This is a genomic window from Thioalkalivibrio nitratireducens DSM 14787, assembly GCF_000321415.2.
Lineage (GTDB): Bacteria > Pseudomonadota > Gammaproteobacteria > Ectothiorhodospirales > Ectothiorhodospiraceae > Thioalkalivibrio > Thioalkalivibrio nitratireducens.
Window position 1 is genome coordinate 74,472 of the sequence record NC_019902.2, and the last position, 26,328, is coordinate 100,799.

Annotated in this window: 21 protein-coding genes and 3 pseudogenes; 8 read left to right on the forward strand and 16 right to left on the reverse strand. The window is 66.4% G+C overall.

Annotated elements, in window-relative coordinates; translation table 11 throughout:
• Window positions 1-54 precede the first annotated feature (54 nt).
• Complete coding sequence (pap, locus tag TVNIR_RS00420; RefSeq protein WP_015256963.1) at window positions 55-1,530, forward strand: polyphosphate:AMP phosphotransferase; 1,476 nt, start codon at window positions 55-57, stop codon at window positions 1,528-1,530.
• 201 nt (window positions 1,531-1,731) lie between these two features.
• Here the strand turns inward: pap and TVNIR_RS00425 are convergent, their stop codons facing one another.
• From TVNIR_RS00425 to TVNIR_RS00465, 9 genes are all read right to left on the reverse strand, one after another.
• Window positions 1,732-3,471, reverse strand: coding sequence for a complex I subunit 5 family protein (locus tag TVNIR_RS00425; protein WP_015256964.1), 1,740 nt, complete (start codon window positions 3,469-3,471; stop codon window positions 1,732-1,734).
• 635 nt (window positions 3,472-4,106) lie between these two features.
• The gene (locus TVNIR_RS00430; RefSeq protein WP_015256965.1) at window positions 4,107-5,603 is read right to left on the reverse strand and encodes a proton-conducting transporter transmembrane domain-containing protein; all 1,497 of its coding nucleotides are present in this window, start codon (window positions 5,601-5,603) and stop codon (window positions 4,107-4,109) included.
• A gap of 205 nt (window positions 5,604-5,808) precedes the next feature.
• Window positions 5,809-7,269 (reverse strand): complex I subunit 5 family protein, encoded by a 1,461-nt coding sequence (locus tag TVNIR_RS00435; RefSeq protein ID WP_015256966.1) that lies wholly within the window; start codon window positions 7,267-7,269, stop codon window positions 5,809-5,811.
• Window positions 7,266-7,562: a Na+/H+ antiporter subunit C gene (locus tag TVNIR_RS00440; protein WP_006746475.1), complete on the reverse strand. Its 297-nt coding sequence runs from the start codon at window positions 7,560-7,562 to the stop codon at window positions 7,266-7,268. Before TVNIR_RS00440 ends, TVNIR_RS00435 begins: the two co-directional genes overlap by 4 nt.
• A complete protein-coding gene (locus tag TVNIR_RS00445; RefSeq protein ID WP_015256967.1) occupies window positions 7,559-8,260 on the reverse strand; it encodes an MnhB domain-containing protein in 702 nt (233 codons plus the stop codon). Before TVNIR_RS00445 ends, TVNIR_RS00440 begins: the two co-directional genes overlap by 4 nt.
• The gene (locus tag TVNIR_RS21180; protein ID WP_006746473.1) at window positions 8,257-8,526 is read right to left on the reverse strand and encodes a Na(+)/H(+) antiporter subunit B; all 270 of its coding nucleotides are present in this window, start codon (window positions 8,524-8,526) and stop codon (window positions 8,257-8,259) included. The genes TVNIR_RS00445 and TVNIR_RS21180 overlap by 4 nt, the downstream gene beginning before the upstream one ends.
• On the reverse strand, window positions 8,526-8,843 hold the full coding sequence (gene mnhG, locus TVNIR_RS00455) for a monovalent cation/H(+) antiporter subunit G (RefSeq protein ID WP_015256968.1): 318 nt from the start codon (window positions 8,841-8,843) through the stop codon (window positions 8,526-8,528). The genes TVNIR_RS21180 and mnhG overlap by 1 nt, the downstream gene beginning before the upstream one ends.
• Window positions 8,840-9,130 (reverse strand): MrpF/PhaF family protein, encoded by a 291-nt coding sequence (locus TVNIR_RS00460; RefSeq protein WP_015256969.1) that lies wholly within the window; start codon window positions 9,128-9,130, stop codon window positions 8,840-8,842. Before TVNIR_RS00460 ends, mnhG begins: the two co-directional genes overlap by 4 nt.
• Window positions 9,127-9,660, reverse strand: coding sequence for a Na+/H+ antiporter subunit E (locus tag TVNIR_RS00465; protein WP_015256970.1), 534 nt, complete (start codon window positions 9,658-9,660; stop codon window positions 9,127-9,129). Before TVNIR_RS00465 ends, TVNIR_RS00460 begins: the two co-directional genes overlap by 4 nt.
• A 323-nt stretch (window positions 9,661-9,983) precedes the next feature.
• Here TVNIR_RS00465 and hemG point away from each other — a divergent pair, with 323 nt between their 5' ends.
• Complete coding sequence (gene hemG / locus TVNIR_RS00470; protein WP_015256971.1) at window positions 9,984-11,318, forward strand: protoporphyrinogen oxidase; 1,335 nt, start codon at window positions 9,984-9,986, stop codon at window positions 11,316-11,318.
• A gap of 75 nt (window positions 11,319-11,393) precedes the next feature.
• On the opposite strand, the gene mutM is transcribed toward hemG, so the two are convergent.
• The 3 genes and pseudogenes from mutM to TVNIR_RS20295 all read right to left on the reverse strand — a co-directional run bounded on the left by mutM (window position 11,394) and on the right by TVNIR_RS20295 (window position 13,648).
• Window positions 11,394-12,209, reverse strand: a complete 816-nt coding sequence (mutM, locus tag TVNIR_RS00475; protein WP_015256972.1) for a bifunctional DNA-formamidopyrimidine glycosylase/DNA-(apurinic or apyrimidinic site) lyase — start codon at window positions 12,207-12,209, stop codon at window positions 11,394-11,396.
• Window positions 12,193-13,155, reverse strand: coding sequence for a chorismate transformation FkbO/Hyg5 family protein (locus TVNIR_RS00480; RefSeq protein ID WP_043738959.1), 963 nt, complete (start codon window positions 13,153-13,155; stop codon window positions 12,193-12,195). Before TVNIR_RS00480 ends, mutM begins: the two co-directional genes overlap by 17 nt.
• 297 nt (window positions 13,156-13,452) lie before the next feature.
• Window positions 13,453-13,648, reverse strand: a pseudogene (locus TVNIR_RS20295) (hypothetical protein).
• 272 nt (window positions 13,649-13,920) lie between these two features.
• Between TVNIR_RS20295 and TVNIR_RS00485 the strand changes: the two are divergent.
• Window positions 13,921-15,138 (forward strand): annotated as a pseudogene (locus TVNIR_RS00485) (IS110 family RNA-guided transposase).
• A 372-nt stretch (window positions 15,139-15,510) separates the two neighbouring features.
• Here the strand turns inward: TVNIR_RS00485 and rpmG are convergent.
• The 4 genes from rpmG to TVNIR_RS00505 form a co-directional block, all read right to left on the reverse strand.
• Entirely contained in the window at window positions 15,511-15,678 is a 168-nt protein-coding gene (rpmG, locus tag TVNIR_RS00490; protein ID WP_015256976.1) for a 50S ribosomal protein L33, read from the reverse strand.
• A 13-nt stretch (window positions 15,679-15,691) separates the two neighbouring features.
• Window positions 15,692-15,928 carry a 50S ribosomal protein L28 gene (gene rpmB, locus TVNIR_RS00495; RefSeq protein WP_015256977.1) on the reverse strand — a complete coding sequence of 79 codons (237 nt, stop codon included), beginning with the start codon at window positions 15,926-15,928 and terminating at the stop codon, window positions 15,692-15,694.
• A gap of 205 nt (window positions 15,929-16,133) precedes the next feature.
• Entirely contained in the window at window positions 16,134-17,975 is a 1,842-nt protein-coding gene (locus tag TVNIR_RS00500) for a phosphoenolpyruvate carboxykinase (GTP) (RefSeq protein ID WP_015256978.1), read from the reverse strand.
• 339 nt (window positions 17,976-18,314) lie between these two features.
• Window positions 18,315-18,758, reverse strand: coding sequence for a small multi-drug export protein (locus TVNIR_RS00505; protein ID WP_015256979.1), 444 nt, complete (start codon window positions 18,756-18,758; stop codon window positions 18,315-18,317).
• Window positions 18,759-19,153: 395 nt separating this feature from the next.
• Here TVNIR_RS00505 and TVNIR_RS00510 point away from each other — a divergent pair, with 395 nt between their 5' ends.
• From TVNIR_RS00510 to TVNIR_RS21185, 5 genes and pseudogenes are all read left to right on the forward strand, one after another.
• The gene (locus TVNIR_RS00510; RefSeq protein WP_015256980.1) at window positions 19,154-19,675 is read left to right on the forward strand and encodes a methyl-accepting chemotaxis protein; all 522 of its coding nucleotides are present in this window, start codon (window positions 19,154-19,156) and stop codon (window positions 19,673-19,675) included.
• 288 nt (window positions 19,676-19,963) lie between these two features.
• Window positions 19,964-22,120, forward strand: coding sequence for a type I secretion system permease/ATPase (locus tag TVNIR_RS00515; RefSeq protein ID WP_015256981.1), 2,157 nt, complete (start codon window positions 19,964-19,966; stop codon window positions 22,118-22,120).
• A 58-nt stretch (window positions 22,121-22,178) separates the two neighbouring features.
• On the forward strand, window positions 22,179-23,513 hold the full coding sequence (locus tag TVNIR_RS00520) for an HlyD family type I secretion periplasmic adaptor subunit (protein ID WP_015256982.1): 1,335 nt from the start codon (window positions 22,179-22,181) through the stop codon (window positions 23,511-23,513).
• 2 nt (window positions 23,514-23,515) lie between these two features.
• Window positions 23,516-24,121 (forward strand): response regulator transcription factor, encoded by a 606-nt coding sequence (locus TVNIR_RS00525; RefSeq protein WP_015256983.1) that lies wholly within the window; start codon window positions 23,516-23,518, stop codon window positions 24,119-24,121.
• 195 nt (window positions 24,122-24,316) lie between these two features.
• A pseudogene (locus tag TVNIR_RS21185) lies at window positions 24,317-24,637 on the forward strand (retention module-containing protein); the annotation flags it as partial.
• Window positions 24,638-26,328: the final 1,691 nt, after the last annotated feature.

Genomic DNA, 26,328 nt, shown 5'->3' on the forward strand with positions numbered 1-26,328 from the left:
GCTGACGGGGATCGGCAGCCGTCAGGCAGTCATCCGGAACCAGGGGGAACCATCGTGTTCGAAGCCGCGGAACTCGGGCGTACGCTCGACAAGGACACCTACAAAGAGATGGTCCCCGCGCTGCGGACCGGGCTCCTGAACCTCCAGCAGGGTCTGCGCGAGTGCGATTTCCCGGTGATCCTGCTGATCTCGGGTGCCGATGGCGCCGGCAAGAGCGAGACGGTCAATCTGCTGCACCAGTGGATGGACCCGCGCTGGATCGAGACCACCGCCTTCGACGAACCCTCCGACGAGGAGCGCGAGCGCCCGGCGTTCTGGCGTTTCTGGCGGGCGCTGCCGCCGAAGGGCCGGATCGGCGTGCTGTTCGGTTCCTGGTACAGCCATCCGATCGCCGAGCGGGTCGCAGACCGCGTGGACGACGACGGCCTTGACGTGATGCTCAAGCGCATCAACACGTTCGAGAAGATGCTGGTGGACGGCGGCGCGCTGCTGATCAAGCTCTGGTTCCACCTGGGCAAGGAGATGCAGGTCGAACGCATCCGCAAGTTGCGCAAGAACCCGAAAACCCGGTGGCGTGTCGGCGAGCGGGATCTGGCCGCGCTGAAGTCCTACGACCGTTTCCGGGCGGTGGCCGAGCAGACGCTGCGGCTGACCAGTACCGGCGAGGCCCCGTGGATGATCATCGAAGGCTTCGACGAGCGCCACCGCAACGTGACCACCGCCAGTCACATTCTGGAGGTGGTGCGCAGGCGAATGGAACTCGACCCGAAGACCCTGCGCGGCACGACCACGGCCTGGAAGACCCCGCGCGAGGACGAGAAGACGATCCTGGATTTTCTCGACCTGGATCTGAGCCTGGACAAGAAGTCCTACCGCAAGCAGCTCGCCGACTACCAGGGGCGCCTCAACGTGCTGGCCCGCAAGGCCCGGGAGCGCAAGGTCAGCACCATCGTGGTGCTCGAGGGCTGGGATGCGGCGGGCAAGGGCGGCATCATCCGGCGAATCACGCGGGCCATCGACGCCCGAAGCTATCGCGTGATCCCGGTGGCCGCGCCGACCGACGAAGAACGCGCGCACCACTACCTCTGGCGCTTTTGGCGCCATATCCCGCGGGCCGGTCGCTTCACGATCTATGACCGGTCCTGGTACGGGCGCGTGCTGGTCGAGCGGGTGGAGGGCTACGCGGCCGACGACGAATGGATCCGCGCCTACCGCGAGATCAACGAGTTCGAAGAGGAGCTGACCGACCACGGGATCGTGCTGTTGAAGTTCTGGGTGCACATCGACAAGGACGAGCAACTGCTGCGCTTCAGAGCCCGCGAGGAGACCAGTTTCAAGCAGCACAAGATCACCGAGGAAGATTACCGCAACCGCGAGAAATGGGATGACTACGCCCACGCAGTAAACGACATGGTCGAGCGCACCAGCACCGAATTCGCGCCCTGGAACCTGATCGAGGGCAACGACAAGCGCTGGGCCCGCGTCTGCGCACTGCAGGTCCTCTGCGAACGCCTCGAACAGGCGTTGTAGGCCGGAAGGACGCAGGGGCGAAGGCGAGCGCTTGGGCGTCGCCTTCGCCGACATGGCGGATGACGGCCTTCGGCCTTTTCCGCCCTACGCGAGTTCGGCAGGTTGTGCCGGCAGGCACAACACGCTCGATCGCGGGTGCCGAGGGTGAGTCGGCGCCGGGGAATGGTTGTGCCTCGCGGCACAACCTGCGGGCCTTTGACGCTATGAGAGGTGAAGCGCAGCGAGGGCGAGGACGGCGAGCAGCAGCGCGAACAGCAGCGACGCGTCGCGGCGCCAGAGGTGCTCGGTGAACCGGCCGAGGCGGTGGTCGGCGCGCTGGTAGCCGGCGAGTACCATGGCCTGCAGGTGGCGCAACAGCTGCCGGATCGCCGGCCCGGTCACGCCGACCGCGCGCCCAGCGCGCACGGCCAGACACGGCAGCGGGGTCAGCAGCTCCAGCACGTCGGCCGGCGGAACCGGCCAGGGACGGAGCAGGCGCCACGCGATGACCGCGAGCAGTCCGCCCATCGCGACCGGCCAGACGGTGGCGACGAGATCCTTGGCCGCGAACGGCCAGTGGCCGTGCATACCCCACAAGGGCAGCAGCAGGATGCCGAACAGGCTCGCGGCGGTAACGAGTGCCCAGCCATACCAGGCCCCTGAAGGCGCATCGTCCTGTGCGGCCTCGAGCCGCAATAGCCACAGGTGGCGCGCCATCAGCGCGGTGGTGCCGACCGCGGCCAATGCCAGCAGCAGCGGCAGCTGCTGCCAGGCCTCCGGCGCCGCTTCGGCTGCCGCGAGCGCGTCCTTCAGGCTGCCCTTCGCGATCAGGCCACTCGGCATCAGGCCGGCGAGCGCCAGCGCCGGGATGCTCAGCCCGATCCACAGCCAGGTCGCGAACCCCCGGGTACGGTGGCGCACCACGTCTGTGCCCAGGAACAGGGCGGCCTTGGCCAGCGCGTGGTGAAACGCGTAGATCGTGATCGCGGTCGCCAGCAGGGGCCCCAGCGCCGGGAACGTCATCCAGGCCCCGATCGCGACCGAGATCAGGCCCATCTGGCTGATGCTGGAATAGGCGAGCACGATCCGGGGTTGTTTCTGGTGCACCCCGACCAGTGCGCCGAAGAACGCGGCGAACAGACCGGTGACGATGATCGCCTCGCCCCAGCCGGGAAACACGTCTGCCCCCAGCGGCAGCGTGACCAGCCAGCCCAGCAACCCGGCCTTGATCATCGCCCCGGCCAGCGCCGCGGCGACCGAAACCGGCGCGGCGCCGTAGGCCAGCGGTAGGCTGAAGTGCAGCAGTGGCAGCCCGGCCTTCACGCCGAAACCGAGCCAAAGACAGGCGATGATCACGTTGCGTTCGGGGGCGCCGGCGATCGCCTGGGGCAGTTCGCCCAGCATCGGCAGCAGCGGTGCCGCAGTCGCGCGGGCGGCCAGGATCAGGCCGGCGAGGATCAGCGCCTCGCCGAGCACGGCCAGCACCAGGTAGACGCGCCCGGCGCGGCGCGCGCGCTCGCTGCCGTCGTGCACGATCAACCCGTAGGCGGCGAAGGTCATCAGCGCGAAGCCGGTATAGAACAGCGCGACGTCGAGCGCGACGATCAGGGCGATGTTCCCGGCCAGCGTGAACAGCCAGAACACGCAGAAGCGCTCGCAGTGGCTGCCTTGCTCCAGGTGCCTGCGGCCGTGGATGCCGGCGGCGAACCAGATCAGCGCGGTGAAGAACAGGAAGACCTGCGAGGTCGGAGTCAGCCCGAGGAAGCCGCCGAACAGCAGCCAGCTCAGTTCCACCGCCTCGCCCGGGCGCCCGACCAGCGCGAGCAGCAATGCGGGCAGTGCCGCCCAGGGCGTGAGCCGGCCGACCTGCCGGCGCAGGCGCGGGATGCTCCATAGCACCCCCAGCAGCAGCGGCACCCCAGGGGCCAGGACCAGCAACGCTGTGTTGAGTGACGCGCTCACAGCGGGGGTTTCCGGTGTGCGGTGGATTTCGCCCGTTTAGCCGGGACGCACGGTGGCATCAACGTGGCGATCATTCCCAGCCCTCGGGTCGGCCGGGCCCGGGCCGAATCGTCACGGCGCGGGCGCGGCCAACCCCGACCATGAAACATGCGTAGGGCGGAAGAGGCCGAAGGCCGTCATCCGCCATCCGGCGCCGGGGTCGCCGTACACTCCTGGGTATTGCACACACCGGATGGCGGATGACGCTTGCGCTCGTCCGCCCTACACGTCGCACCGGACGCAAGCCGTGTCGTTTCACGCTAACTGTCATCGCTTCAGGCCGCCCCCGACCATGACAGGCGATCGGCCAGCGGGCTGGCCTCCGGGGGGGGGGCGCAGTACTGTTCAGGGTGGCCCGCGACGTTGGTATCCACCGTGTAGGAGCGAGCCTCGCTCGCGAAACCGTTTTGGATGGGCCGCCAGCGCCGGGCGCGCCTGCGGCGCGTTCGCGTGCAAGGCACGCTCCTACGGGGGCCATGACCGTGACTTTCACGCACACTCTCATGGCGATGCTCCGGCGCAGCCAGCGGCATCGTGCCGGCCTCGCGGCGAAGGCGCCGGCGCGAGCTTCGGGAACAGGCCGGCCCGGGGAGCGTTCATTGCAGGTACTCGCGGCTGACGATCAGGTCGGCCCAGTACAGCGGACTGAACGGCATCCCCGCCAGCAGGCCCGCAATCAGCGCAAAGCCTGCGGTGGCCAGCGTCGGAACCAGCAGCCAGAGCGTCGTCTCGTGGCGGCCGAGCGCCTTCTCCTCGCACCAGGGCTTGTTACGCGTGCGGAACCAGATGCGGTACAGGATCGGCAGGAAATAGGCCGCATTCAGCAGGCTGCTCAGGATCAGCACCGCGAGCACCCAATTCATGTTCGCGTGCAGCGCACCCATGCCCAGATACCACTTGCTGATGAAGCCGGCCATGGGCGGAATGCCAATCATCCCGAAAGCGCCGAGTGTGAACGCGACGCTGGTCGCCGGCATCCGCTGTCCGGTACCGTCGAGTTCGCTGATCTTGTGCACGCCCAGCGTCTCGGCGTAATTCCCGGCGCAGAAGAACAGCGTGATCTTCATCAGGCCCTGGTGCAGCAGGTGCACCAGTCCGCCGAGCGTGCCGACCGGTCCGAACAGCGTGATGCCGAGCACGATGTACGACACCTGGCTGACCGTCGAAAACGCCAGCCGCTTCTTCAGGTCGTCCTGCGCCAGCGCCCGGAACGAGCCGTACAGGATCGTGATCGCTGCGGCCACCGCGAGTGGCCCCAGCAGCCCGAGCGAGAACGTAAACTCGATCCCGTAGACGTCGTAGACCACCCGGGCGATGCCGAATGCGCCCGCCTTGACCACCGCGACCGCGTGCAGCAGCGCGCTGACCGGGGCCGGCGCGACCATCGCCATCGGCAGCCAGGCGTGCAGCGGGAACAGCGCCGCTTTCACGCCCAGCCCGACCACCATCATCACGAAGATCACGACCAGCATCGGGTGCAGCGACGCGTCCAGCCCGGACAGCACGCCGCCCGGCACGAACTCGGTGTCGCCGACCAGCACATGCAGCGCAACCACCCCGAATAGCAGCAGTGCGCCGCCGCCGAGCGTGTAGTAGAGATAGACCTGTCCGGCACGCAGCGATTCTCGCGTACCCCGGTGCACCACCAGCGGGTAGGTCGACAGCGTCAGCAATTCGTAGAACAGCAGGAAGGTGAACAGGTTGCCGGCCAGCGCGATGCCGACGGTGCTGGCGACGCAGAGGCTGAAAAAGCCGAAGAAGCGGCTGCGGTTCGGCGCGTCCTCGAGGTAGCCGATCGCGTAGATGGTGGTGAACAGCCATAGCAGCGACGACAGGCCGACGAACATCATCCCGAGCGCGTCGGCACGCAGGATGAAGTCCACGCCGTCGATGATCGTGAACCGAAGCTCGTAGTCGACGTTCTGGTAGACGCCCCAGATGATCCAGACGACCAGCAGCAGTTTCAGCACCGCGGCCACGAGGTTGAACACGCTGCGCAGCGTGTGCCGCGACTCGGCGAGCAGAAAGATCACCGCCGACGCGATCAGCGACGTCGCGGGCACCCCGAACAGGATCAGCGCGTTCCAGTCCATCAGCGCAAGACTCGCATGCAGCGCGCAGAAGACCCCTGTCTGCCGCTTGCGGGACCAATCCGCCGGGAGCGGATTTCGAACAGCCGCAGGCTGGCCCGAAGGCCGGGGGGCAGGATGACCGGAGTACAGGGATGGGGTGAGGGAACGATCACGAACATCCGCGACCGACGGTCGCTTCTCGAGGTGACGCGTATCGCCATGATCGTCAACCGCCTCCGAGCAGTGCGCCGGCCCGCAGCCAGTGCAGCGGGAGGTGTGCGGTCAGGCCGATCACGATCGCGCTGGCCGCCAGGATCATCGCGGCGACGTCCATCGTCAGCGGCGGCGGGACCGAGCGGTCGATCTGCGGGCCCTCACGGAACGACATGCGGAACACCTTGAAGATGTAGGCCGCGCTCAGCAGCCCCCCGAGGAACAGCACGATCAGCCACCACCACTGGCCGCTGAGGATCGCGCTGTGCAGCAGCAGCCACTTGCCGGTGAAGCCGCCGCTGGGTGGCAGGCCCATCAGGCTGACGCCGGCCAGCCCGAAACTGAACAGCGACAGCGGGCGGAAGCGGCTGATCCCGACCAGGTGACCGATCTGCGAACTACCCACCGCGAGAATCAGGTTGCCGGCGCTGAGGAACAGCGCGGCCTTGGCTAGCGCGTGTGCGACCAGCATCATCATCGTGCCGTCCCAGGCCAGCCGGGCCGCCTCGGCGCCGGTGCCGGTGACCAGCGGGAAGAACAGGAACAGATAGCCGATCTGGGCCACGGTGGAGTAGGCGACGAGTTGCTTGAGCAGGTGCTGGCGCCAGGCCATCCAGCCGCCGTAGAACACTGCGCCGGCGCCAAGCACCCCGAGGAGCTGGGCGGTGAACGCCGGCGTGACCTCCGGGCCGAGCACCAGCCACAGGCGCAGCAGGATGTAGAACGAGCCCTTGACCACCAGCGCCGAGAGCAGCGCGCTGACCGGCGTGAGTGCGCCCCCGTGCGCGGGCGGCAGCCAGGCATGCAGCGGGAACAATGCGGTCTTCAGCAGCAGGCCGAGGATGATCAGCGCCAGCGCGACCTGGGTGGTGGGATTGTCGGCGGCCACGTGCTGCAACCCGGCCATCGACAGCGTGCCGTAGGCGCCGTAGAGCAGTGCGACGCCAAGCAGGTAGGCAAGCGAACCGAGCAGCGCGGCGAGCAGGTAGCGCATCGCGGCCGCCAGCGCCTGCGGGGTTGCGCGTAGCGCGACCATCCCGACCGCGGCGAGCCCCATGACTTCCAGCCCGACGTAGAGGTTGAAGATGTCCTCGGCCAGCCAGATGCCGTTCATCCCGGCCCAGAGGAACCAGAACAGCGGCCAGAAGAAGCTTGCGGAGGCCGGATAGTCGCGCAGGTAGGATCGTGCATAAGCCGCGCAGAGGGCGGCGACCACCGCGGTCATCACGACCATGCCGGCGGACAGGCCGTCGACGTTCAGGTTGATCCCGAGTGGCGCCGGCCAGTCGCCGAGCCGGTAGATTCCCGGGCCCGACAGCGCCAGATCCAGGAACGCCGCGGCGCTCGCGGCCAGCAGCAGCGGCAGTCCGGCCAGCGATAGCCGCGGGCGCCATGCCGGTGTCGCCAGCAAAGTCAGTATGCCGAGCGCCAGCGGCAACGCGAACAGCAGCGGCACCGACCACAGGCCGATCACGTGTCCTCCGGCAGGTCGGTGCGCCCGCTGGCCCGGTACCAGCGCCGGAACACGACCAGCGCCAGCGCGGTCGACGCGACCGCAACCACGATGCCGGTGATCACCATCGCGTGCGGTACCGGGTCGACGCCACGACCGTCCTGGGCCAGGCCCACCAGCACCAGGAAGCTGCCGCTGCCCATGATGTTGAACGCCAGCAGCCGCCGCAGCAGATGCCGGTGCATGATGAAGCCGAACAGCCCGAGACCGAACAGCAACACGCCGGACCAGGCAAAGGCCAGTGCGCCGCTCACGGTCGCGCCTCGCGGTCGCTGCGCGCGTCGTCGGGATCGTCGGCGTACGGTGGGGTCAGCCGGAACAGGCTGATCAGGGTCAGGCCGATCGAGAGCGTCAGCGTGAGTTCGATCACCAGGATCAGCGTGCCCGCATATTCGGGCGGGTACGCAAGGAACGGCACGCCCGGGGCCATCACCACCACGCCGATGCCCAGGAAAGTGAGCAGGCCCAACGCCAGCCCGGTGCGCATCAGCGCGGCGTTGTCTAGCCAGGCGGTGGTCACGCCCGCAAGACGCAGCAGCACTCCGGCCGCGGCGAGCACCGAGCCGGCCTGGAACGCACCTCCCGGCTGGTAGGATCCGGCCCAGAGCAGGAAGCCGGCGACGACAAGGATCAGCGGCAGCAGCCAGGCCATCACCGCGCGCAGCAGCGGGTTCTCCAGCCCCATCGGCTCCGGCCGGTCCGGCTGCGCTTCGCGCAGCGCCAGGGCGACGACCACCGCCAGCAGCAGCACCGCGATCTCGAGCAGCGTGTCGTAGCTGCGGAAGTTCAGCAGCACCGCAGTGACGGCATGTTCGACCCCGCTGTCGGGCATGGCCCCGGCGACGCGTTCGGGGAGATTCTCGGCCGGCTGCGGGCGCTCGAGCACTGCCCAGCCCAGGGCCAGCGTGACCCCGAGGCACAGCAGCCCCGCCAGCCCCGCGCGCAGGCTCACGACCGTTCGTCCGTCGGGTCGGCGCGGCTGCCGAACGGTCGGCGCAGATAGCCCAGCGTATCGAGCAGCAGCACTCCGGTCAGGCCGGCGCCGATCGCGGCCTCGGCCAGCGCGATGTCGGGCGCCTGCAGGCGCACCCAGGCCAGTGCCATCAGCAGCCCGAACACGATGAACATGATCACGCCGCGGAACAGGTCGCGCGCGGTCAGCGATAGTGCGGCGGTGGCGACCAGCGTGATTCCGAGCAACAGATCAAGCCAGGGCATCAGGCGTCCTCCCGGTGTTGTGCCTTCCACGGCCGAACGCCGCGCCGGCGTGCCGCGCGCGCCACGAGGTAGCCGGCGGTGGCGCTGGCGACCAGCGCCAGGCCCCAGATCAGCAGCAGCTTGAGTGCCACCGGGAGCGAGTCCGCGCCCAGCAGCAGCCCGAACACGATCAGGCCGAGGCCGAGGTTGTCGGCCTTCGTGAGCGCGTGCACACGCGTGTACACGTCGGGAAAGCGCAGGATGCCCACGGTGCCGACCAGGAAGAAACCCACGCCCGCGATCAGCAGGATCGCCTGCAGCAGTTCGACCAGGATCATCGCGGGTCCTCCGGATCCTGGTCGTGTTCCGAGTCTCTGCGCCAGACGCGGGCCACGAAGGCCAGCACGGCCATCACGGCCAGCAGCGCGAGGACCAGCGCGACGTCGCGCAGAGCCGGATCGTCCTGCAGTTCGGCGAGCACCAGCAACAGCCCGACGCCGGTGGTGCCGAACAGCTGGGCGGCGAGCATGCGGTCGGCAATCGTCGGGCCGCGCCAGATGCGCACCAGTCCCAGCACCAGCGTCAGCAGCAGCAGGATCGCGACCGTTTCCAGCATCCAGGTCATCGCGGATCCAGGCGTTCCAGTGTGTCCGGGCCGAGACCGTACAGGCGCGCGATCTGGCATTCCGTGTCGCGCACGCTGCCCGCCACATCGAGACGTGCATCGAGACAGTGGACCTCCAGCACGCGCTGCTGGTGCAGGCGCACGCTGAGCGTCCCGGGCAGCAGGCTGATCGTGAGCATCAGCCACCACGTCGGTGCGCCTGCGGGAAGCCCCAGCGGAAGCTGGAGAACGTCAGGCTGCAGCGGAAGCTTCGGGTCCAGCGTCCGGCGGGCGACATCCCAGCCGGCGAGCAGCGACTGCCACAGGAAGAATACCGCGAAACCCGGGAAGCGCAGGGGCCGCAGGCGGTACGTGGCCGGCGGCGTGAGCCAGAGACTCAGTGCGGCGGCGGCGAGCGCCAGCGGGAAGCCGAACCACCAGTCGCTGCCGCTGCCCGTCAGGATCCACCAGATCACCAGCAGGAAGCCAACGCGCAACAGGAAGGCGCTGACCCGCCTGATACGGCCCACCCGTTGGCTGTGCTCGGCCATTGCGCTCCATCGTCCCTTGGGTACGCGCGCATTATCCACCAACAGCGAACCCTGCGCAGCCCGGCCCGGGGACTCCCGAATGCCGGGTGTTGTGCCTCCTGTGTCGGCACAACCTACGGGCTTGGTCGTGAGGTGCGTGATCCGCCAGGCTAGTGGCCTGCCCGGTAGGTTGTGCCGTCAGGCACAACAGGCGATGCCCGGTGGGGGTCCCGAACGGCGGGTGCTGTGCCTCCTGCGCGAGGTGGTGCCGCTGGTGGATAATGCATCCGGGCACCGATCCTATCGGTCGCCTGTCGTGTTCCCCATCCCTCCAGGAGTGCATCATGCGTACTGCCATCATCGGCGCCGGCATCAGCGGCTTGACCACGGCCTTCTACCTCCTCCGTGAACGGCCGGACCGGGAGGTCCACGTCTTCGATGCGGCCGCGATCCCGGGCGGGACGATGCGCACGGTCACGCAGGACGGATTTCACTTCGAGGCCGGGGGCAACGGCTTTCTGACCAACAAGCCCGACAGCATGCAACTGGCCAAGGATGCCGGGGCGCAGGATCTGCTGATGCCGAGTTCCGACCAGGCCCGCAAGCGCTACATTTTCACCGACCGGCTGCACCGGCTGCCGGAATCCCCGGGGCTGTTCCTGCGCTCGAAACTGATCGGGTTCGGCGACAAGCTGCGCGTGGCCGGCGAGGTTTTCGTGTCGCCCCGGCGCCGCGGCGGCGGCGAGGAGACTCTGCAGGAGTTTGGCTATCGGCGCGTGGGCAAGGGCTTCACCGACGTGTTCCTGGACGCGATGACCGCCGGCATCTATGCGACCACCCCGGATCGCGTCTCGGTGAACGCGGCTTTTCCGCTAGTCGTGCGCCTCGAGCAGGAACACGGCGGACTGTTCCGCGGCATGCTGGCACGGCGCAAGAAGCAGGCCGGCCCCGGGGGGATCCTGATGAGCTTCAAGAGCGGGGTGGGCACGTTCATCGGGCATCTGCGCGCGCAGACCCCGGCGCAGTGGCACCTGGGCGAGCCGGTGACCGAGGTCGTGCGCGCCACTTCCGGCTACCGGGTGCGTGCCGGTGATTTCGAAGAAGGCTTCGACCAGGTCGTGGTGAGCACCCCGTCGCACGCGGCTTCCGCGATGCTGCGGCGGCTGGATCCCGATCTCTCCGCCGGACTCGCCGCGATCGAGTACTCGCCGGTGGCGGTGGTCGGGCTCGGCTGGAAGGAACTCGACCACCCGCTGGACGGGTTTGGTCTGCTGACCACCACCAGCGCGGGATTGCCGGTGCTTGGAGTGCTCTGGGACAGCAGCATCTTCCCGGACCGTGCCCCTGACGGGGCCAAGAGCGTGCGCGTGATGATCGGCGGCCAGCGCAACCCCGAACTGGTCGACCAGGACGAGGCAGGGCTGATCGCGACCGCGCGCGAGGGGCTGCGCCTGACGATGGGCGTCGAGCGCGAGCCGGACGTGAGCTTCGTGCAGCGCTGGGACCGCGGCATCCCGTCCTATCGGGTCGGCCACATTGCGGCGGTGGATGCGCTGTTCAAGCAACTCGACCGCTACCCCGGGCTGTATCTGGGCGGCAACGCCTATCGCGGGATCGCGATGAACGACTGCGTACGCAACGGCCGCGAACTCGCCGAGCGTCTCGCTGCCGCCGAATAGGCGGCCAACGAGCGCGCCTTCGCCCCTGTCCCGCTTGGGGGACAGGGGCGTGCGGGTGATGCAGATCGCGCCGAGTCAGCGCTGGCAGGCGGGGCAGTAGCTGCTGGCGCGGTTGCCGATGCGGCGGGTGCGGATCGGGGTCGCGCAGGAAACGCAGGGCTGGCCCTCGCGGCCGTATACGCGCAGGCGCTGGCGGAAATAGCCGTGGGTGCCGTCCTCGCGTACGAAGTCCCGCAGCGTGGTGCCCCCCTCGGCGATCGCCCGGGCGAGGACGCTGCGAACGCTGGTGGCGAGCGCGCGATATTCGGCTCGGGATACCCGGCCGGCGGCCCGTCCGGGACGGATGGCGGCGAGAAACAGCGCCTCGCTGGCGTAGATGTTGCCCACGCCGACGACCACCTGCTGGTCCATGATGAAGGCTTTCACCGGCGCGCGGCGCCCGCGGCTTAAGTAGTGGAGGTAGTCGCCATCGAACGCATCGCCGAGCGGTTCCGGGCCCAGCGTCGACAGCAGCGGGTGGAGCCGCGGCGGGTCCGGTAGCGGCAGGCAGCAGCCGAAGCGGCGCGGGTCGTGCAGCCGGATCTCGAAGCCGTCGTCGAGCCGGAAGCTCAGGTGGTCGTGCGGGCGCAGCGGGGCGTCCGGCAAGCACCGGCGCAGGCTTCCCGACATCCCGAGGTGCAGCAGCACGCCGGGGCCGTCGGTTCCCAGCAGCAGGTATTTCGCGCGCCGGTCGAGCCTTCGCACCTGCCGCCCCGAGAGCATCGCCGGGAGTTCCGGTGGCACCGGCCAGCGCAGCCGCGGTTCACGCACGACCAGTTCCCGGATCCGGCGTCCCTGCAGGTGGGGTTCGAGGCCGCTACGGGTCGTCTCGACCTCAGGGAGTTCGGGCATAGACGCCTTCGATCTCGACCAGCAGCTCGCGGCGGCAAACGTCGCCCTGCACCCACTGCAGCGGCGGGAGCCTTGGGTAGTGTTCGGCCAGCACGCTGGCCACGTCGGGCCGGTCCTCCGGACGCCGCAGGTAGACGCGCAGCCAGGCCGGGGGCGGGATGTCGGCTCCGGCAGCGGCGTGCAGCGCGTCCAGGTTCGCAAGAATCTCCCGGGCCTGGGCTGGGCAGTCGCCGGCATGGCGGCTTTCGTGGCCGGTAATGCTCGCGGTGCCGGACAGCAATAGCTGCGGACCGTCGGCAGTTTCGATCCGGGTCGCCCGGGCAAACGCCGGGCTCTCCGGGCTGTATTGCTCGGGGTAGTGGTAGGCGCTGACCTGGCGAGGGTTCTCGACGGCCGCGCCGGGTTCGCGCGCAGCGATCAGGTACACGAACAGGCCCGGTGCGCCGGTGCCAATCGCGGTCGCGGCGGGCATGCGATCTTCCGCGACGCCGAGTTCCTCGAGCGCCCGGGCGCGGCCGATGCAGAACGACTGGTAGCGTTCCAGTCCGCATTCCTCGGCGTGGATCCGGCTGAAATAGTTCCAGATGCGGATCGGGTAGGTGAAGCCGCGCGCCTGGATGGCAAGGAAAAGATCCCGGTAGGCGTCGCGGGTGTTGGCCTCGAGCGCGTCGTCGGGTCGGTGCCAGGCGGCGAACAGCGCGTCCTCGTGCTCCAGCAGGTACACCGTGCCGGCACGTGCGGCCCGGCCCGTGCCCGGCAGACTCCAGATCTCGATCAGTGGATCCCGGGACAGCGAACGCAGACCGGGCGCGATACTCAGGCAATTGGGTGCGAGCTGGATACCCGGCGGATGGTCGGCATGGACATGCAGGCAGGCATCCGTCGCCGCCTCGGCGGCAACGGCGACGTCCGTGTCCAGCAAGCGGCTCCTCAACGGTAGGTTCATGGTTGAGTCCCGGAGGTCAGGGCCGGTGCGGGAAAGCCGGGGGGGCGTTTCACCCCTGTCCAGGCAAGCCTGTCGTTCATGTCGTTGCGCCAGATTGGTTAACGCCGGCCAGCGGGCTTGCGGTGGGGCGAAGCCCCAATGCAGGTTTTCCCGCACGGCCTGGGTGTGTATCCGGTCAGCCTTGCGGCTGTCGGTAAAGACCGCAATTATCACCCCGATCCATGCTGTAGCCCAGAGTTGCAGCCTACAGCGTCCGCGATGGCGGTAACCCGGTTCATGCAACGCTGGGGTTGACTGTCAGCGCAGGCGGCCCCCCGCGATGATGAAAGAGGCGTAGGGCGGAAACGGCCGAAGGCCGTCATCCGCCATCCGGCGCCCGGGGTGCCGCGGGCGCCTGGGCACTGCGAACGCGGTGTGGCGGATGACGCTGCTCTCTTCCGCTACGTGTCGCCAGGGACACGAGACAGGCCGTGACTTTCACGCTAACTGTCATGCCGCCGGGCGCGCGGCACCCCCGATGATGAAAGATAATGGGCGTGCTGTCGCGTCGGGCTGAGGTCGCGATAATTCTTGATGGCGCCTGACCGCGCACGCTAACTCGACCCGCTGCCCTTCACTCGTACCCCGGATTGCCTGGCATGGCCTGGAAGGGTCATGGACAGCGCACGCTAAAAAGAGCCGTCGAGTCCCGACAGGCCGTTGAAGGACGGCGCCCTTGGCGACAGCACATCGTGAAGGATAGTGCGTTTGCCCGAGGAGGTCAGCATGGACATTACCCCGATTCACCGGCGCGTTGTCGGTCTGGATGTGCACCAGAGCAAGATCACGGCCTGTGCGCTGATCGAGCAGCCCGATGGCAGTGTGGCGGTGGAGCACCGGGAGTTTGGTGGTTTCAAGCGCGATCGGCGGGCGTTGGCCGAGTGGGTTCGCGGGTTTGACCCCGAGGTCGTGGTGATGGAGAGCACTGGGATCTACTGGAAGAGCCCCTATGCGGCCCTTGAGCGTGTGGGCGTCATGGCCTGGGTGGTCAATGCCCGTCACGCCCGAAACGTGCCTGGCCGCAAGACCGACCTCTCCGATGCCCAGTGGCTGGCCACGCTGGCCCGTGCCGGTCTGCTGCGGGCTTCGTTCATTCCTCCGGCCGAGATCCGCCATCTGCGCCTGATCGCCCGGCAGCGCCAGAAGCTGGTCGGGATGCTGGCCGCGGAGAAGAACCGGCTGCACAAGGTGCTGACCGATGCCGGGATTCGCCTGAACGTGCTGGTCTCCGACGTACACGGCGCGTCGGCACGGGCCATGATCAAGGCCCTGCTCGCCGACTGCCCCCATGCACGCAATCCTCGACCTCGCCGGCCGCCTGCGGGCTTCCCGCGAAGAACTGTTCGAAGCCCTGCAACCGGAGGAACTGAGCACCAGGCACCGCTTCGTGCTCAACGAGGTTCTGGCGCACATCGAGTACCTCGAGGCCATGATCGCCCGCTTCGAACAGGAACTGCTTGCGGGTCTGGCCCCCTGGGAGCCGCAGGTGTGCCTGCTGGAAACCGTGCCCGGCATCGACCGCATTGGCGCCGCCATGCTGCTCGTCGAAATCGGTACCGACATGGCGAGCTTCGGCAGCGCCGAACGCCTCGCGTCCTGGGTCGGCATCTGCCCCGGCAACCACGAGAGCGCCGGCAACGCAAAGACGGACGCACGCGCAAGGGCAACGCCTGGGTCCGTCGCCTGCTGTGCGAGTTCGCGCAAGCCGCCTCCCGCACCCGCTGTGCGCTCAAGGACAAGTTTTCGGCCTTGTCCATCCGCAAGGGACACAAGCGCTCCATCGTGGCCCTGGCGCACAAGCTCCTGCGCATCGTCTACGCCATGCTCAATCATGCGGCCCCCTACCAGGATCGCACCGTCGATTACGAGGCTCTCGTCGTGCAGCGCAACGCGCCGCGCTGGCTGAAGATGCTGGAAAAGCACGGCTATCTCACCGCCACCTGAGCCGCCACACAGGCTCTTCGAGTCCCGCAAGCAGGCATTTGCGCACCGGCATGCGTCACGCCAGAATCTCGCTCGCCCCAACGTCAGGTTCTTTCACGCTAACTGTCATGGCTCCGAGCCACCCCGAACGATGAAAAAGGTTAGCCACGGATGCACACGGACAGGGTTTCAACCAAAAAATATCCGTGTCCATCCGTGTTCATCCGTGGCAAAGAACGCCTTTCGGCCCTTGTCCGTGCCTTCCGTGGCTGTATTGTCACGCCAACTGGCTGGGGATGCCGGCAGCGGGGGTGCGCGTGAGGCGGCGCGGCCTCGGAGACGACAAGGCCCGGACTCAGCCGGGCCTTGTCTGCAGGACTTCTGCGAGCCCGGTTACTTGATCTTGCCTTCCTTGTACATCACGTGCTTGCGGACGACGGGATCGAACTTCTTGATCTCCATCTTTTCGGGCATGTTCCGCTTGTTCTTGGTCGTGGTGTAGAAATGTCCGGTGCCGGCACTGGAGATCAGCCGGATCTTGTCACGTACGCCTTTGGCCATGTCGTTGCTCTCCTCAGACCTTTTCGCCGCGTGCGCGAAGGTCGGCCAGCACGGCGTCGATACCGCGCTTGTCGATCACTCGCATCCCCTTGCTGCTCAGGCGCAGGCGCACGAAGCGGTTCTCGCTATCGACCCAGAAGCGGTGGGTGTGCAGGTTCGGCAGGAAGCGCCGGCGGGTCTTGTTGTGGGCGTGGGAAACATTGTTCCCCGTGATCGGGCGCTTGCCCGTCACCTGGCAGACTCGGGCCATGATCGGAAACTCCAGGAAAGGGTTCGGCCTTGACGAAAGGCGGTGAACGTTAGCAGATGCGTGCGTGCCACGCAAGCAATCCGCTCGTCTGGCGGGAGCGGGGAGGGTGAGTGCGCGGTGTTGGGCCGTGTACTGGCCCCCTCCCCAACCCCTATCTCGTGACCGGGGGAGGGGACGTTTCTCCCCTCTCCCGCTTGCGGAGCCGCTACTGGCGTTCGGGGGCGAGGCCCCAGTACCGGGGCGAGCGCCACAGGCTCGAGAGCAGCAGTTCGCGCATGAAAATGAACTCCTTGGGGAGCTTGTCGTAGAGCTCCGAGAAGAGTTCGTCCTGCGAGTGCACCTCCCGTTTCCAGTCGTCGCGGTCGATCGACATCAGCGCGTTGAACTGCTCGCGGGTAAAGCCCTCGAGTCCGCGCCAGTCGAGATCGTCGTAGTGCGGCATTCGGCCGAGCGCGCTCTCCACCGCGGGGCGGTGGCCGTGCACCCGGTCGAGCACCCATTTCAGCACGCGCATGTTCTCGCCGAAGCCGGGCCACAGGAAGTGCCCCTGCTCGTCGCGGCGGAACCAGTTCACGCCGAAGATCTTCGGTGGATGGGCGAGTTCGCGGCCGATCTGCAGCCAGTGGTTGAAATAATCGGCCATGTGGTAGCCGCAGAACGGCAGCATCGCGAAGGGGTCGCGGCGAACCTTGCCCTGCTCGCCGAACGCGGCCGCGGTGGTTTCCGAACCCATCGTCGCGGCCATGTAGACGCCGAAATTCCAGTTGAACGCCTGCAGCACCAGCGGCACCGTGGTGCTGCGCCGCCCGCCGAAGATGAACGCATGGATCGGAACGCCGGCGGGATCCTCCCAGGCCGGGTCGATCGACGGGCATTGGGCCGCGGGGGCGGTGAACCGGGCGTTCGGGTGCGCGGCCGGCCGGCCGCTCGCCGGATCCCAGGGTTCGCCGCGCCAGTCGATCAGGCCCGCAGGCGGGGTGTCGCTCAGCCCTTCCCACCAGATGTCGCCGTCATCGGTCTGGGCGACGTTGGTGAAGATGGTGTTGCGCCGGATCGTCGCCATCGCGTTCGGGTTCGTGTGCTCGTTGGTGCCGGGCGCGACGCCGAAGAAACCGGCTTCCGGGTTGATCGCGCGCAGCCGTCCGTCCGGCCCGGGTTTGATCCAGGCGATATCGTCGCCCACCGTGGTGATCTTCCAGCCGTCGTCCAGGAAGGGCTTCGGCGGGACCAGCATCGCGAGGTTGGTCTTGCCGCAGGCGCTGGGGAAGGCGGCGGCGATGTAGGTGCGCTGGCCTTCCGGCGATTCGGCGCCGAGGATCAGCATATGTTCGGCCAGCCAGCCCTCGTTCCGGGCCATGGTCGAGGCGATGCGTAGCGCGAAGCACTTTTTCCCCAGCAATGCGTTGCCGCCATAGCCACTGCCGTAGGAGACGATGCTGCGCTCCTCGGGGTAATGCACGATGTATTTCGTGTCCGGGTTGCAGGGCCACGGGACGTCGGCCTGACCGGGTTCCAGCGGCGCGCCGACGCTGTGCAGGCATTTCACGAACGGGCCGTCGCCGAGCACGTCGAGCACCGCGCTGCCCATGCGCGTCATGATGCGCATGTTCACGACCACGTAGGGCGAGTCGGTCAGCTCGACGCCGATCTGCGCGATCGGCGAGCCGAGCGGACCCATGCTGAACGGGATCACGTACATCGTGCGCCCGCGCATGCAGCCCTCGAACAGACCCTTGAGCGTCTTTTTCATCTCGCGCGGGTGGACCCAGTTGTTGGTCGGGCCGGCGTCCTTCTTGCTGATGCTGCAGACGTAGGTGCGGTCCTCGACCCGCGCAACGTCGCTGGGATCGCTGCGCGCGGCGAAGCAGCCGGGCCATTGTTCCGGATCCAGACGCCGGAACGTGCCGGCCTGCACGAGTTCGTTGGTGAGTCTGTCGTACTCCTCATCGGAGCCGTCGCACCAGTGGATCGTGTCGGGCTCGCACAGGGCTGCGATCTCGTCGATCCAGGCCCGCAGTTCGGGGTTCTTCGTGTGCGCTCGGTTCATGGTGTCCCTCGCTGGGTTGTCCGCAAATGAGTGTCTCGACCGGTAAAACGGGTTCCGGAGTGCAAGTCCGGGGCAGCGCGATGAGCCAGCGCCGGCAGCCGGCCGGACCTTGTCTGTGCCCGGGCGCTGATTTGTGCACCCGGATGTGGTGGTTTGCTGATCGGGTGGTCGATCCTTTCTCGTGCAGAGTGCACTGCGAATGTGCGTCGACTCGACCGGGTGGCCGGTTGAACCGGCGGGCAGGGCGCGCGTGGTGGTTTCCCCGAACGAAGAATGCAAGCAAGGCTAAGGAATGCAAGCGGCAGGCCAGCGGTTTGCAGACGAACCCAAAAGACTAGCTCACCCTTTGTCGAACAGCCACCGCAAGCCCTCGAATCCCATTAGCGTTACCACGGTTGTCGCTACCGACCAAAGCGCAAGACTGAGTGTCATCCAGATCGCGGTACGCTGGCGGTCGGCCTGAAGCGCAAGCGCCATCACCGCCGCCAGGTGGATGCCGGTCACTACCGGGCCGGCCAGCGCGATTCCAGGGAGTCCGTAGCGCTCCCAGATGCTGCGGGCCCGTGGGCTCCAGTGCCGGCGCAGCGGCCCATGGCGGCGTTCCCAGGCCCGAAACAGCACGATGATCCCGAATACCGGCAGGGCATTGCCGACAAAGCTGACGACGGTGACCGGAATCGGTGCCAGCCCGACGCCGATGGCCACCGGGATCACGATCATGATCTCGAGCCACGGGGTCGCCGCGGCCAGAAACACCAGTGCGTAATGCCAGATCAGGTCCACGGGCGGCGGGATTCCATGGGGGGCGGGCGGGAGTGTCGCCGATCCGATCCTTCGGTGCTAACTCCCATGCCCTCGGCCACGAGGCACCCCGACGAAGGACGTCGGCCGCGGATTGGAGAGATGCGACGAACGCGCTGCGCCGCCGTGGCGTTGCATTCTACGTGCGGGTTCGGCGGCACGCATGCGCCGGTGCGGTCCCTGCGACGGGGGTGCCGTGTCCCGGTCACTGCGGATCTGCACTACACTTTGGGCGTTTGGTGCGGGCACCCTGTTGGTGCCCGGAAGGCCCCCGCCGGTTCCGGGGATCGTGTCGGTCGCCGGCGCTGGCGTGCGAGGCAGGGTGTCCGTACCGGACACTGCAGGGGGTTGGGCGAGTGATCAGAGGAGAGGGTGAAATGTCGAGCAGCAATGCCGGTGAGGCACAGGAACCTGCGGCCGCCAACGCGGCGGCGCGCAAGGCGGGCGTCGGGGTGCTCCTGATTGTCGCTGCGCTGGCCTTTACCGGCATGGGCCTGTTCATGTTCAACATGGGCCGCGACATGAGCACGATGACCCGGGCGGTCACGCAGATGGGCCTGGACGTCTCGGCGATGGCCGACGACATGACGTTCATGAGCGGGCGCATGGCGGTGATGGCCGACAGCATGGTCGAGGGTCAGGCGGGGATGTCGCAGGATCTGACCGGGGTGCGGTCCGGTATGGAGCTGATGTCCCGGGACGTGCGCAGCATGGCGGAGAACATGAACGACCTGGCGGTGAACATCCGCGGCATGGCCGGCAACATCGGAACGATGAACGCATCCATGTCGCAGATGAACCAGTCGATGGCCCGAATGACCGGTACGATGGGCCGCATGTCCGTGGACATCAACAAGTTCACGCGGCCCGAGACGCTGATGCCGTCGCCGTTCCGGTGATGGGCGCTGCAGGCAGTCACCCTGCGCCGGTTGGCCGCGATCCCCGTACAGGAAGAGCCGGTCGTCTTTGCTCCCGGTCGCGAAGCCTTGCGGGGATCTGCTTGACCGGTCTGTTGCGTTGTGATGGGGTGGCGGTCGGTTCTTTGTAACCGAGCTCTAACAGCTGCGTGGCCACGACGACCAAGGAGACGAATCGGTGTTGGTGAGGGAGGCGTCCGGGCAACGGCCTGCCGCCGGAAAGCGCTCTCAGGAACCATGCAAGCAACGGGCGCCGAGGCACCAGCCGGCATGAACGATGCGATTGCTCGGGGATCAGGCGACAGCCGGGCGCAGGACTCCCTGCTTGGCAGTCTGGTCCTGATTGCGAAGACACACGGAGTTCAGCTCACGCGCGAAGCCGCGATGGCCGGACTACCCGCCCCCGAGGGCCGGCTGACGCCCTCGCTATTCGAACGTGCGGCTCGCAGGGCGGGTCTCAGCAGCCGCATCGTTCAGCGTGATCCCCGGCAGTTGCGGGACGAACTCCTCCCTGCCGTGCTGTTGCTCGAGGGGGACGAGGCCTGCGTACTGGTTGCTTGGAACGACGACCGTAGCGTGGCGACCGTCGTTTACCCGGATCTGAGCGATGCCCGGGTAGACTTGCCGTGGTCTCAGCTCAAGGCGGCGTACACGGGCTGGGCGATCTACGCGCGTCCAACGTTCCGCGTCGATGCGCGCAGCCCCGAGGTTTCGAAGGAGTCTCGGGGGCACTGGTTCTGGGGTGTGGTACGCGAGAACAAGGGCCTGTACCGGGACGTGCTGGTGGCGGCGTTCATGGTGAACCTGTTCGCGCTGGCGATGCCGCTGTTCGTGCTGAACGTTTACGATCGCGTGGTTCCGAATCACGCCGTTGAGACGCTGTTCATGTTCGCCGCGGGAGTGGTGATCGTGCTGATCGCGGAGTTGCTGCTGCGCACAATGCGCGCCTACTTCGTGGACAAGGCGGCAGCACGTGCCGATGTGAAGCTGTCGGCGATGATCATGGAGCGCGTGCTCGGCATGCGGATGGAGAACTACCCCGCCTCCGTGGGGGCGTTCGCCTCTCGCCTGAACAGCTTCGAAGCGGTTCGTAGCTTCATCTCATCGGCGACGGTGCTGGCCTTTGTCGATCTCCCGTTTGTCTTGCTGTTTATCGCCGTGATCGCGTTGATCGCCTGGCCGTTGGCGGTGCCGGTGGTGATTGGCGCGGTCGTGCTGTTGGTGTGGGTGCTTTTTGTGCATCGCAAACTGCGCGGGCTTGCGGAGAGCATCTACCGCGCGAGGGCCCAGCGGAACTCTACGCTGGTCGAGAGTCTGAACGCTGCGGAGACGATCAAAACACTGGGTGCGGAAGGTCGGGTGCAGGCGCTGTGGGAAAAAGCAAGCGCTCATATCGCCGAGCAGAACACGCGTAATCGACTGCTTTCGACCAGCGTCTCGAACGGTTCCTCGTGGATCCAGCGCTTGGTCGGGGTTACGATCGTCATCGCGGGGGTATTCTTGATCATAAACGGTGCGCTCAGCCTCGGTGGCCTGATCGCTTCCTACCTGATCTCGAACCGGGCGATGTCGCCGATCGGTCGGACAGCAGGGTTGATGGTGCACTATCACCAAGCATCGACAGCGTTGCGGTCGCTGAACCGGATGATGGAGCTGGAAGTCGAACGCCCGCCGGGCTCGTCCTTCCTGAGTCGCCCCCGCATTCAGGGTGATATCGAGTTTCGCGATGTATCCTTCGTCTATCCCAACCAGACGACTCCGGCGCTGGACGAGGTTTCCTTCCGCATCGCTGCTGGCGAGCGCGTGGCGGTGCTGGGAAGGGTCGGCTCGGGCAAGACGACCATCGCCAAGCTGATCCTGGACCTGTATCAGCCTTCCGACGGGGCGATTCTGATCGATGGCGTCGACATCCGGCAGCTCGACCCCGCGGAGCTTCGACGCGCGATGGGCCATGTCTCCCAGGATGTGACCCTATTCTATGGTTCGCTGCGCGACAACATCGTGCTGGGGAGCCCGCTGGCGGAGGACGACGCGATTCTCAAGGCGATTCGGATCAGCGGCATGGAGGATCTGATCAATCGCCATCCCCAGGGGGTCGACATGGAGGTGGGTGAGCGCGGGAGCCGGCTGTCGGGTGGTCAGAAACAAAGCGTCGGTATTGCCCGGGCGGTGATCCACGAACCGTCGATCCTGCTGCTCGATGAGCCCACGAGTGCCATGGATCATTCCACCGAGCGTGCGATCAAGGCGCAGCTTCGCGAGTTTCTGAAAGGCCGTACGGCGCTGGTGATCACCCATCGCACGTCACTTCTGGAGCTCGTGGACCGCATCATTGTAATGGACCATGGTCAAATCGTTGCGGATGGACCCAAGGAGCAGGTGATGGAGGCGCTGCGGCAGGGACGCATCAAGAAAGCCAGGACTTGAGTCCGATGCGTAAGCAGGATCCGCGTGACGCTGTTCTCCCTGCGGGGGAAGTGTGAAGATGAATCGGTTTGACGGGAAGGCTCGCGGAGCCCGCGATGACCTGGGTGGCTGGGATTCCGACGCCGAATGGGCGTTGATTCAGCAGCGGCCGGTTCGCGCCCGGGTACTTCTGTACGGCTTTATCGCCACGCTGGTGGTGCTTGTCGGCTGGGCGTCGGTCGCGGAGATCGACGAGGTGGCCCGGGGCACCGGCCGGGTGATTCCATCGGCACAGCTGCAGGTCATCCAGTCCTTCGACGGCGGTGTGGTGTCCGAGATCCTGGTACGGGAAGGCGACATCGTCGACGAGGGTGATGTGTTGTTGCGTGTTGATCCGACACGCTTCCTGGCCGATCTGGGTGAGACCCGGGCGAGTGAGGGTGCGCTCCAGGCGCGTGCTGCACGGCTCGCCGCGCTGGTCGGCGGAACCGAGTTCGTAGTGACTCCGGAGCTCATGGCAGTCCCGGCGGAAGTGCTCGAACAGGAAATGCGGCTGTTCGCAACCAGCAGGGAGGAGCAGGAGGCACGGATCGCCATTGCCGAGGACCAGCTCCGTCAGCGGCGCGAGGAACTGAACGAGGCCCAGGCTCGGCGCACGCAGGCGATCCGTTCGCTGCAACTGTCCTCTCGGGAATTGTCCGTGACCGAGCCGCTCGTGGCCAGCGGCGCCGTGTCGGAGGTCGAGATCCTGCGCCTGCAGCGGGAGGTGGCGAGGGCGCGTGGTGACCGGGATCAGGCGATCGCCCAGATCAGCCGGCTGCAGGCGGCAATCAGCGAGTCCGAAACCCGTATCCGCGAGGTCAAGCTCAGTTTTGAGAACCGGTGGCGCAGCGAGCTTTCGGAAACGCTCGGTCGCTTGTCGGAACTGGCGGAGGGCACGACAGCCCTGGAGGACCGTGTACGCCTGGCCGAAGTGCGTTCGCCGATGCGGGGAATCGTCCAGCGCCTGTTCATCACGACCCGCGGTGGGGTGATCTCGCCAGGACGCGAGGTAGCGGAAGTGGTGCCTCTCGACGATCAACTCCTGATCGAGGCAAAGATGTCGCCGCGGGATATCGCGTTCCTGCGTCCAGGTCTGAATGCACGAGTGCGCTTCACGGCCTACGATTTTGCAATCTACGGGGGATTGTCTGCTACGCTTGAACACATCAGCCCCGACTCGATGATTGATGAACAGGGGAATACCTTTTACAAGGTTCGCGTGAGGACGAATGAATACGGGTTCGGCGACGAGCAGCCCATTATGACGGGCATGGTTGCCGAAGTTGATATTCTGACCGGCAAGCGTACGCTGCTGCGGTACTTGCTGAAGCCACTGTTGCGTGCGACAGAAATTGCGTTCACGGAGCGCTAGCGATGCATCGGTTCAAAATTGCACCGGAGGAGCGTCCGTCGGAACGGTGGGTCGAGGCGTTTCCGGGGGCCGTGATCGAGCGGCCGCCATTCGCTTCTCAGCGGGCCCGTGGTGTCGAGATCTGCTGGATCAGCACCGGGCTCGAGCGCTGGCCTGAAGTCGTACGCGAGCAGGTATCAGGCTGCCGGGTGGTCGTGCACTCCCGTCGCCCCAACGATGACGAGGCTGTGGCCGCGTTCGAAGCCGGGGCGCATGGGTACTGCCACAGCCTGTCCAACGTCACGATTCTCCAGTCGGTGGCCAGTACGGTCGCGAGCGGGGGGTTGTGGGTTAACCCCGCTGTGATGGCACGAATGATCCGTGCGGTGCGCGTGGCCCGGCGCGCTGATCCGGGCTACCCTCCGGACGGCTTCGAGCGACTGACGGCCAGAGAGCGGGAGGTGGCGCTGGCGGTCACGACGGGGGCTTCCAACAAGGACATTGCGGACCAGCTCAGCTTGACCGAGCGTACGGTGAAGATGCACCTCGGTGCCATCTTTAAGAAGCTGGGCGTCAGGGATCGAGTGCATCTGGTGTTGTACCTCGCCCGCGGAGCGCCTGCTTCCTGACGTTGCGGGTTGTCTCGGATATCCGGCCGCCTGCCGCCCACCTGTACCTTGGTCCGTCTGGTGTCCCGTTTGCCGGCTCGCTACCCTTCAAGCTGAAAGGGTATATCCAGCAATTGGCTCGCCGACTGGGCGGGGGAAAGGCAGATGGCAACCGAACAGGCAATCGCGGTCGCAACCACGGTACAGGGGAACGCAATGGTGCGCGACGCGGACGGGAACGTTCGCACACTGAACCCCAACGATCCCATTTTCCCAGGCGATGTCGTCATCACCGAATCCGGTGCCGCGGTCGTTCTCGCGTTCGACGACGGAACGCCCCTCGTTGTCGGCTCTGACGACGAAGTTTCGATCAGCGAGGATCTTGCGGACTCTACCCCGCCCGACGGCGACGAATCTCAGGTTGATGCGCCGACGGTCGAAGAGATCATTGCTGCCCTGGAAAGGGGTGAAAGTCTGGATGACCTGCTCGAAGCACCCGCTGCCGGTCCTGGCCCTGGCGGTGACGGCGATGAAGGTAGCAGCGCGGTGTGGTTGCCGCGCGTGTCGGAGAACGTTCCTCCGGTGGCCTATCAGTTCGGGGTGTTCGGCGCGCCCACTCCTGAGATCGAGGTGGGTGACGAACTGATCCTGCTGGACGACACTGATACCGACACGGACACCGACACGGACACCGACACGGACACCGATACCGACACCGACACGGACACCGACACGGACACCGATACCGACACGGACACCGATACCGACACGGACACCGATACCGATACGGACACCGATACCGATACGGACACCGATACGGACACCGACACGGACACGGATACCGACACGGATACCGATACCGATACCGATACCGATACCGATACCGATACCGACACGGACACCGACACGGACACCGACACGGACACCGACACGGACACCGACACGGATACCGACACGGATACCGATACCGATACCGGATACCGATACCGATACCGATACCGATACCGATACCGACACGGACACCGACACGGACACCGACACGGACACCGACACGGACACCGACACGGACACCGACACGGACACCGACACGGACACCGACACGGATACCGATACCGATACCGATACCGATACCGATACCGATACCGACACGGACACCGATACCGATACCGATACGGACACCGACACGGATACCGATACGGACACCGATACGGACACCGATACGGACACCGATACGGACACCGATACGGACACCGATACGGACACCGATACGGACACCGATACGGACACCGACACGGACACCGACACGGACACCGACACGGACACCGACACGGACACCGACACGGACACCGATACGGACACCGACACCGATACGGATACCGATACCGACACGGACACCGATACCGACACGGATACCGACACGGATACCGACACGGATACCGACACGGATACCGATACGGATACCGATACGGATACCGATACCGGACACGGACACCGACACGGACACCGATACCGATACCGACACGGACACCGATACCGACACCGACACGGACACCGACACGGACACCGACACGGACACCGACACGGACACCGACACGGACACCGACACGGATACCGATACGGATACCGATACGGACACCGACACGGACACCGGCCCGCCCACCGACACGGATACCGATACCGACACGGACACCGACACGGACACCGATACGGATACCGATACGGATACCGATACGGATACCGATACGGACACCGATACGGACACGGATACGGACACCGATACGGACACCGACACGGACACCGATACCGACACGGACACGGACACGGACACCGACACCGACACCGACACGGACACCGATACCGATACCGATACCGATACCGATACCGATACCGATACCGATACCGATACCGACACGGACACCGATACCGATACGGACACCGATACGGACACCGACACGGATACCGATACGGACACCGATACGGACACCGATACGGACACCGATACGGACACCGATACGGACACCGATACGGACACCGATACGGACACCGATACGGACACGGATACCGACACGGATACCGACACGGATACCGACACGGATACCGACACGGATACGGATACGGATACGGATACGGATACCGATACCGATACGGACACCGATACGGACACCGATACGGACACCGATACGGACACCGATACGGACACCGATACGGACACCGATACGGACACCGAC

Coding starts and splice junctions, on each gene's coding strand:
- TVNIR_RS00430 (WP_015256965.1), bottom strand. CDS start 5,603: ATGGACTGGAACGCGCTGATCCTGTTCGGGGTGCCCGCGACGTCGCTG.
- TVNIR_RS21180 (WP_006746473.1), bottom strand. CDS start 8,526: ATGCCCTGGCTTGATCTGTTGCTCGGAATCACGCTGGTCGCCACCGCC.
- mnhG (WP_015256968.1), bottom strand. CDS start 8,843: ATGATCCTGGTCGAACTGCTGCAGGCGATCCTGCTGATCGCGGGCGTG.
- TVNIR_RS00460 (WP_015256969.1), bottom strand. CDS start 9,130: ATGACCTGGATGCTGGAAACGGTCGCGATCCTGCTGCTGCTGACGCTG.
- TVNIR_RS00465 (WP_015256970.1), bottom strand. CDS start 9,660: ATGGCCGAGCACAGCCAACGGGTGGGCCGTATCAGGCGGGTCAGCGCC.
- hemG (WP_015256971.1), top strand. CDS start 9,984: ATGCGTACTGCCATCATCGGCGCCGGCATCAGCGGCTTGACCACGGCC.
- mutM (WP_015256972.1), bottom strand. CDS start 12,209: ATGCCCGAACTCCCTGAGGTCGAGACGACCCGTAGCGGCCTCGAACCC.
- TVNIR_RS00480 (WP_043738959.1), bottom strand. CDS start 13,155: ATGAACCTACCGTTGAGGAGCCGCTTGCTGGACACGGACGTCGCCGTT.
- rpmG (WP_015256976.1), bottom strand. CDS start 15,678: ATGGCCAAAGGCGTACGTGACAAGATCCGGCTGATCTCCAGTGCCGGC.
- rpmB (WP_015256977.1), bottom strand. CDS start 15,928: ATGGCCCGAGTCTGCCAGGTGACGGGCAAGCGCCCGATCACGGGGAAC.
- TVNIR_RS00500 (WP_015256978.1), bottom strand. CDS start 17,975: ATGAACCGAGCGCACACGAAGAACCCCGAACTGCGGGCCTGGATCGAC.
- TVNIR_RS00510 (WP_015256980.1), top strand. CDS start 19,154: ATGTCGAGCAGCAATGCCGGTGAGGCACAGGAACCTGCGGCCGCCAAC.
- TVNIR_RS00515 (WP_015256981.1), top strand. CDS start 19,964: ATGAACGATGCGATTGCTCGGGGATCAGGCGACAGCCGGGCGCAGGAC.
- TVNIR_RS00520 (WP_015256982.1), top strand. CDS start 22,179: ATGAATCGGTTTGACGGGAAGGCTCGCGGAGCCCGCGATGACCTGGGT.
- TVNIR_RS00525 (WP_015256983.1), top strand. CDS start 23,516: ATGCATCGGTTCAAAATTGCACCGGAGGAGCGTCCGTCGGAACGGTGG.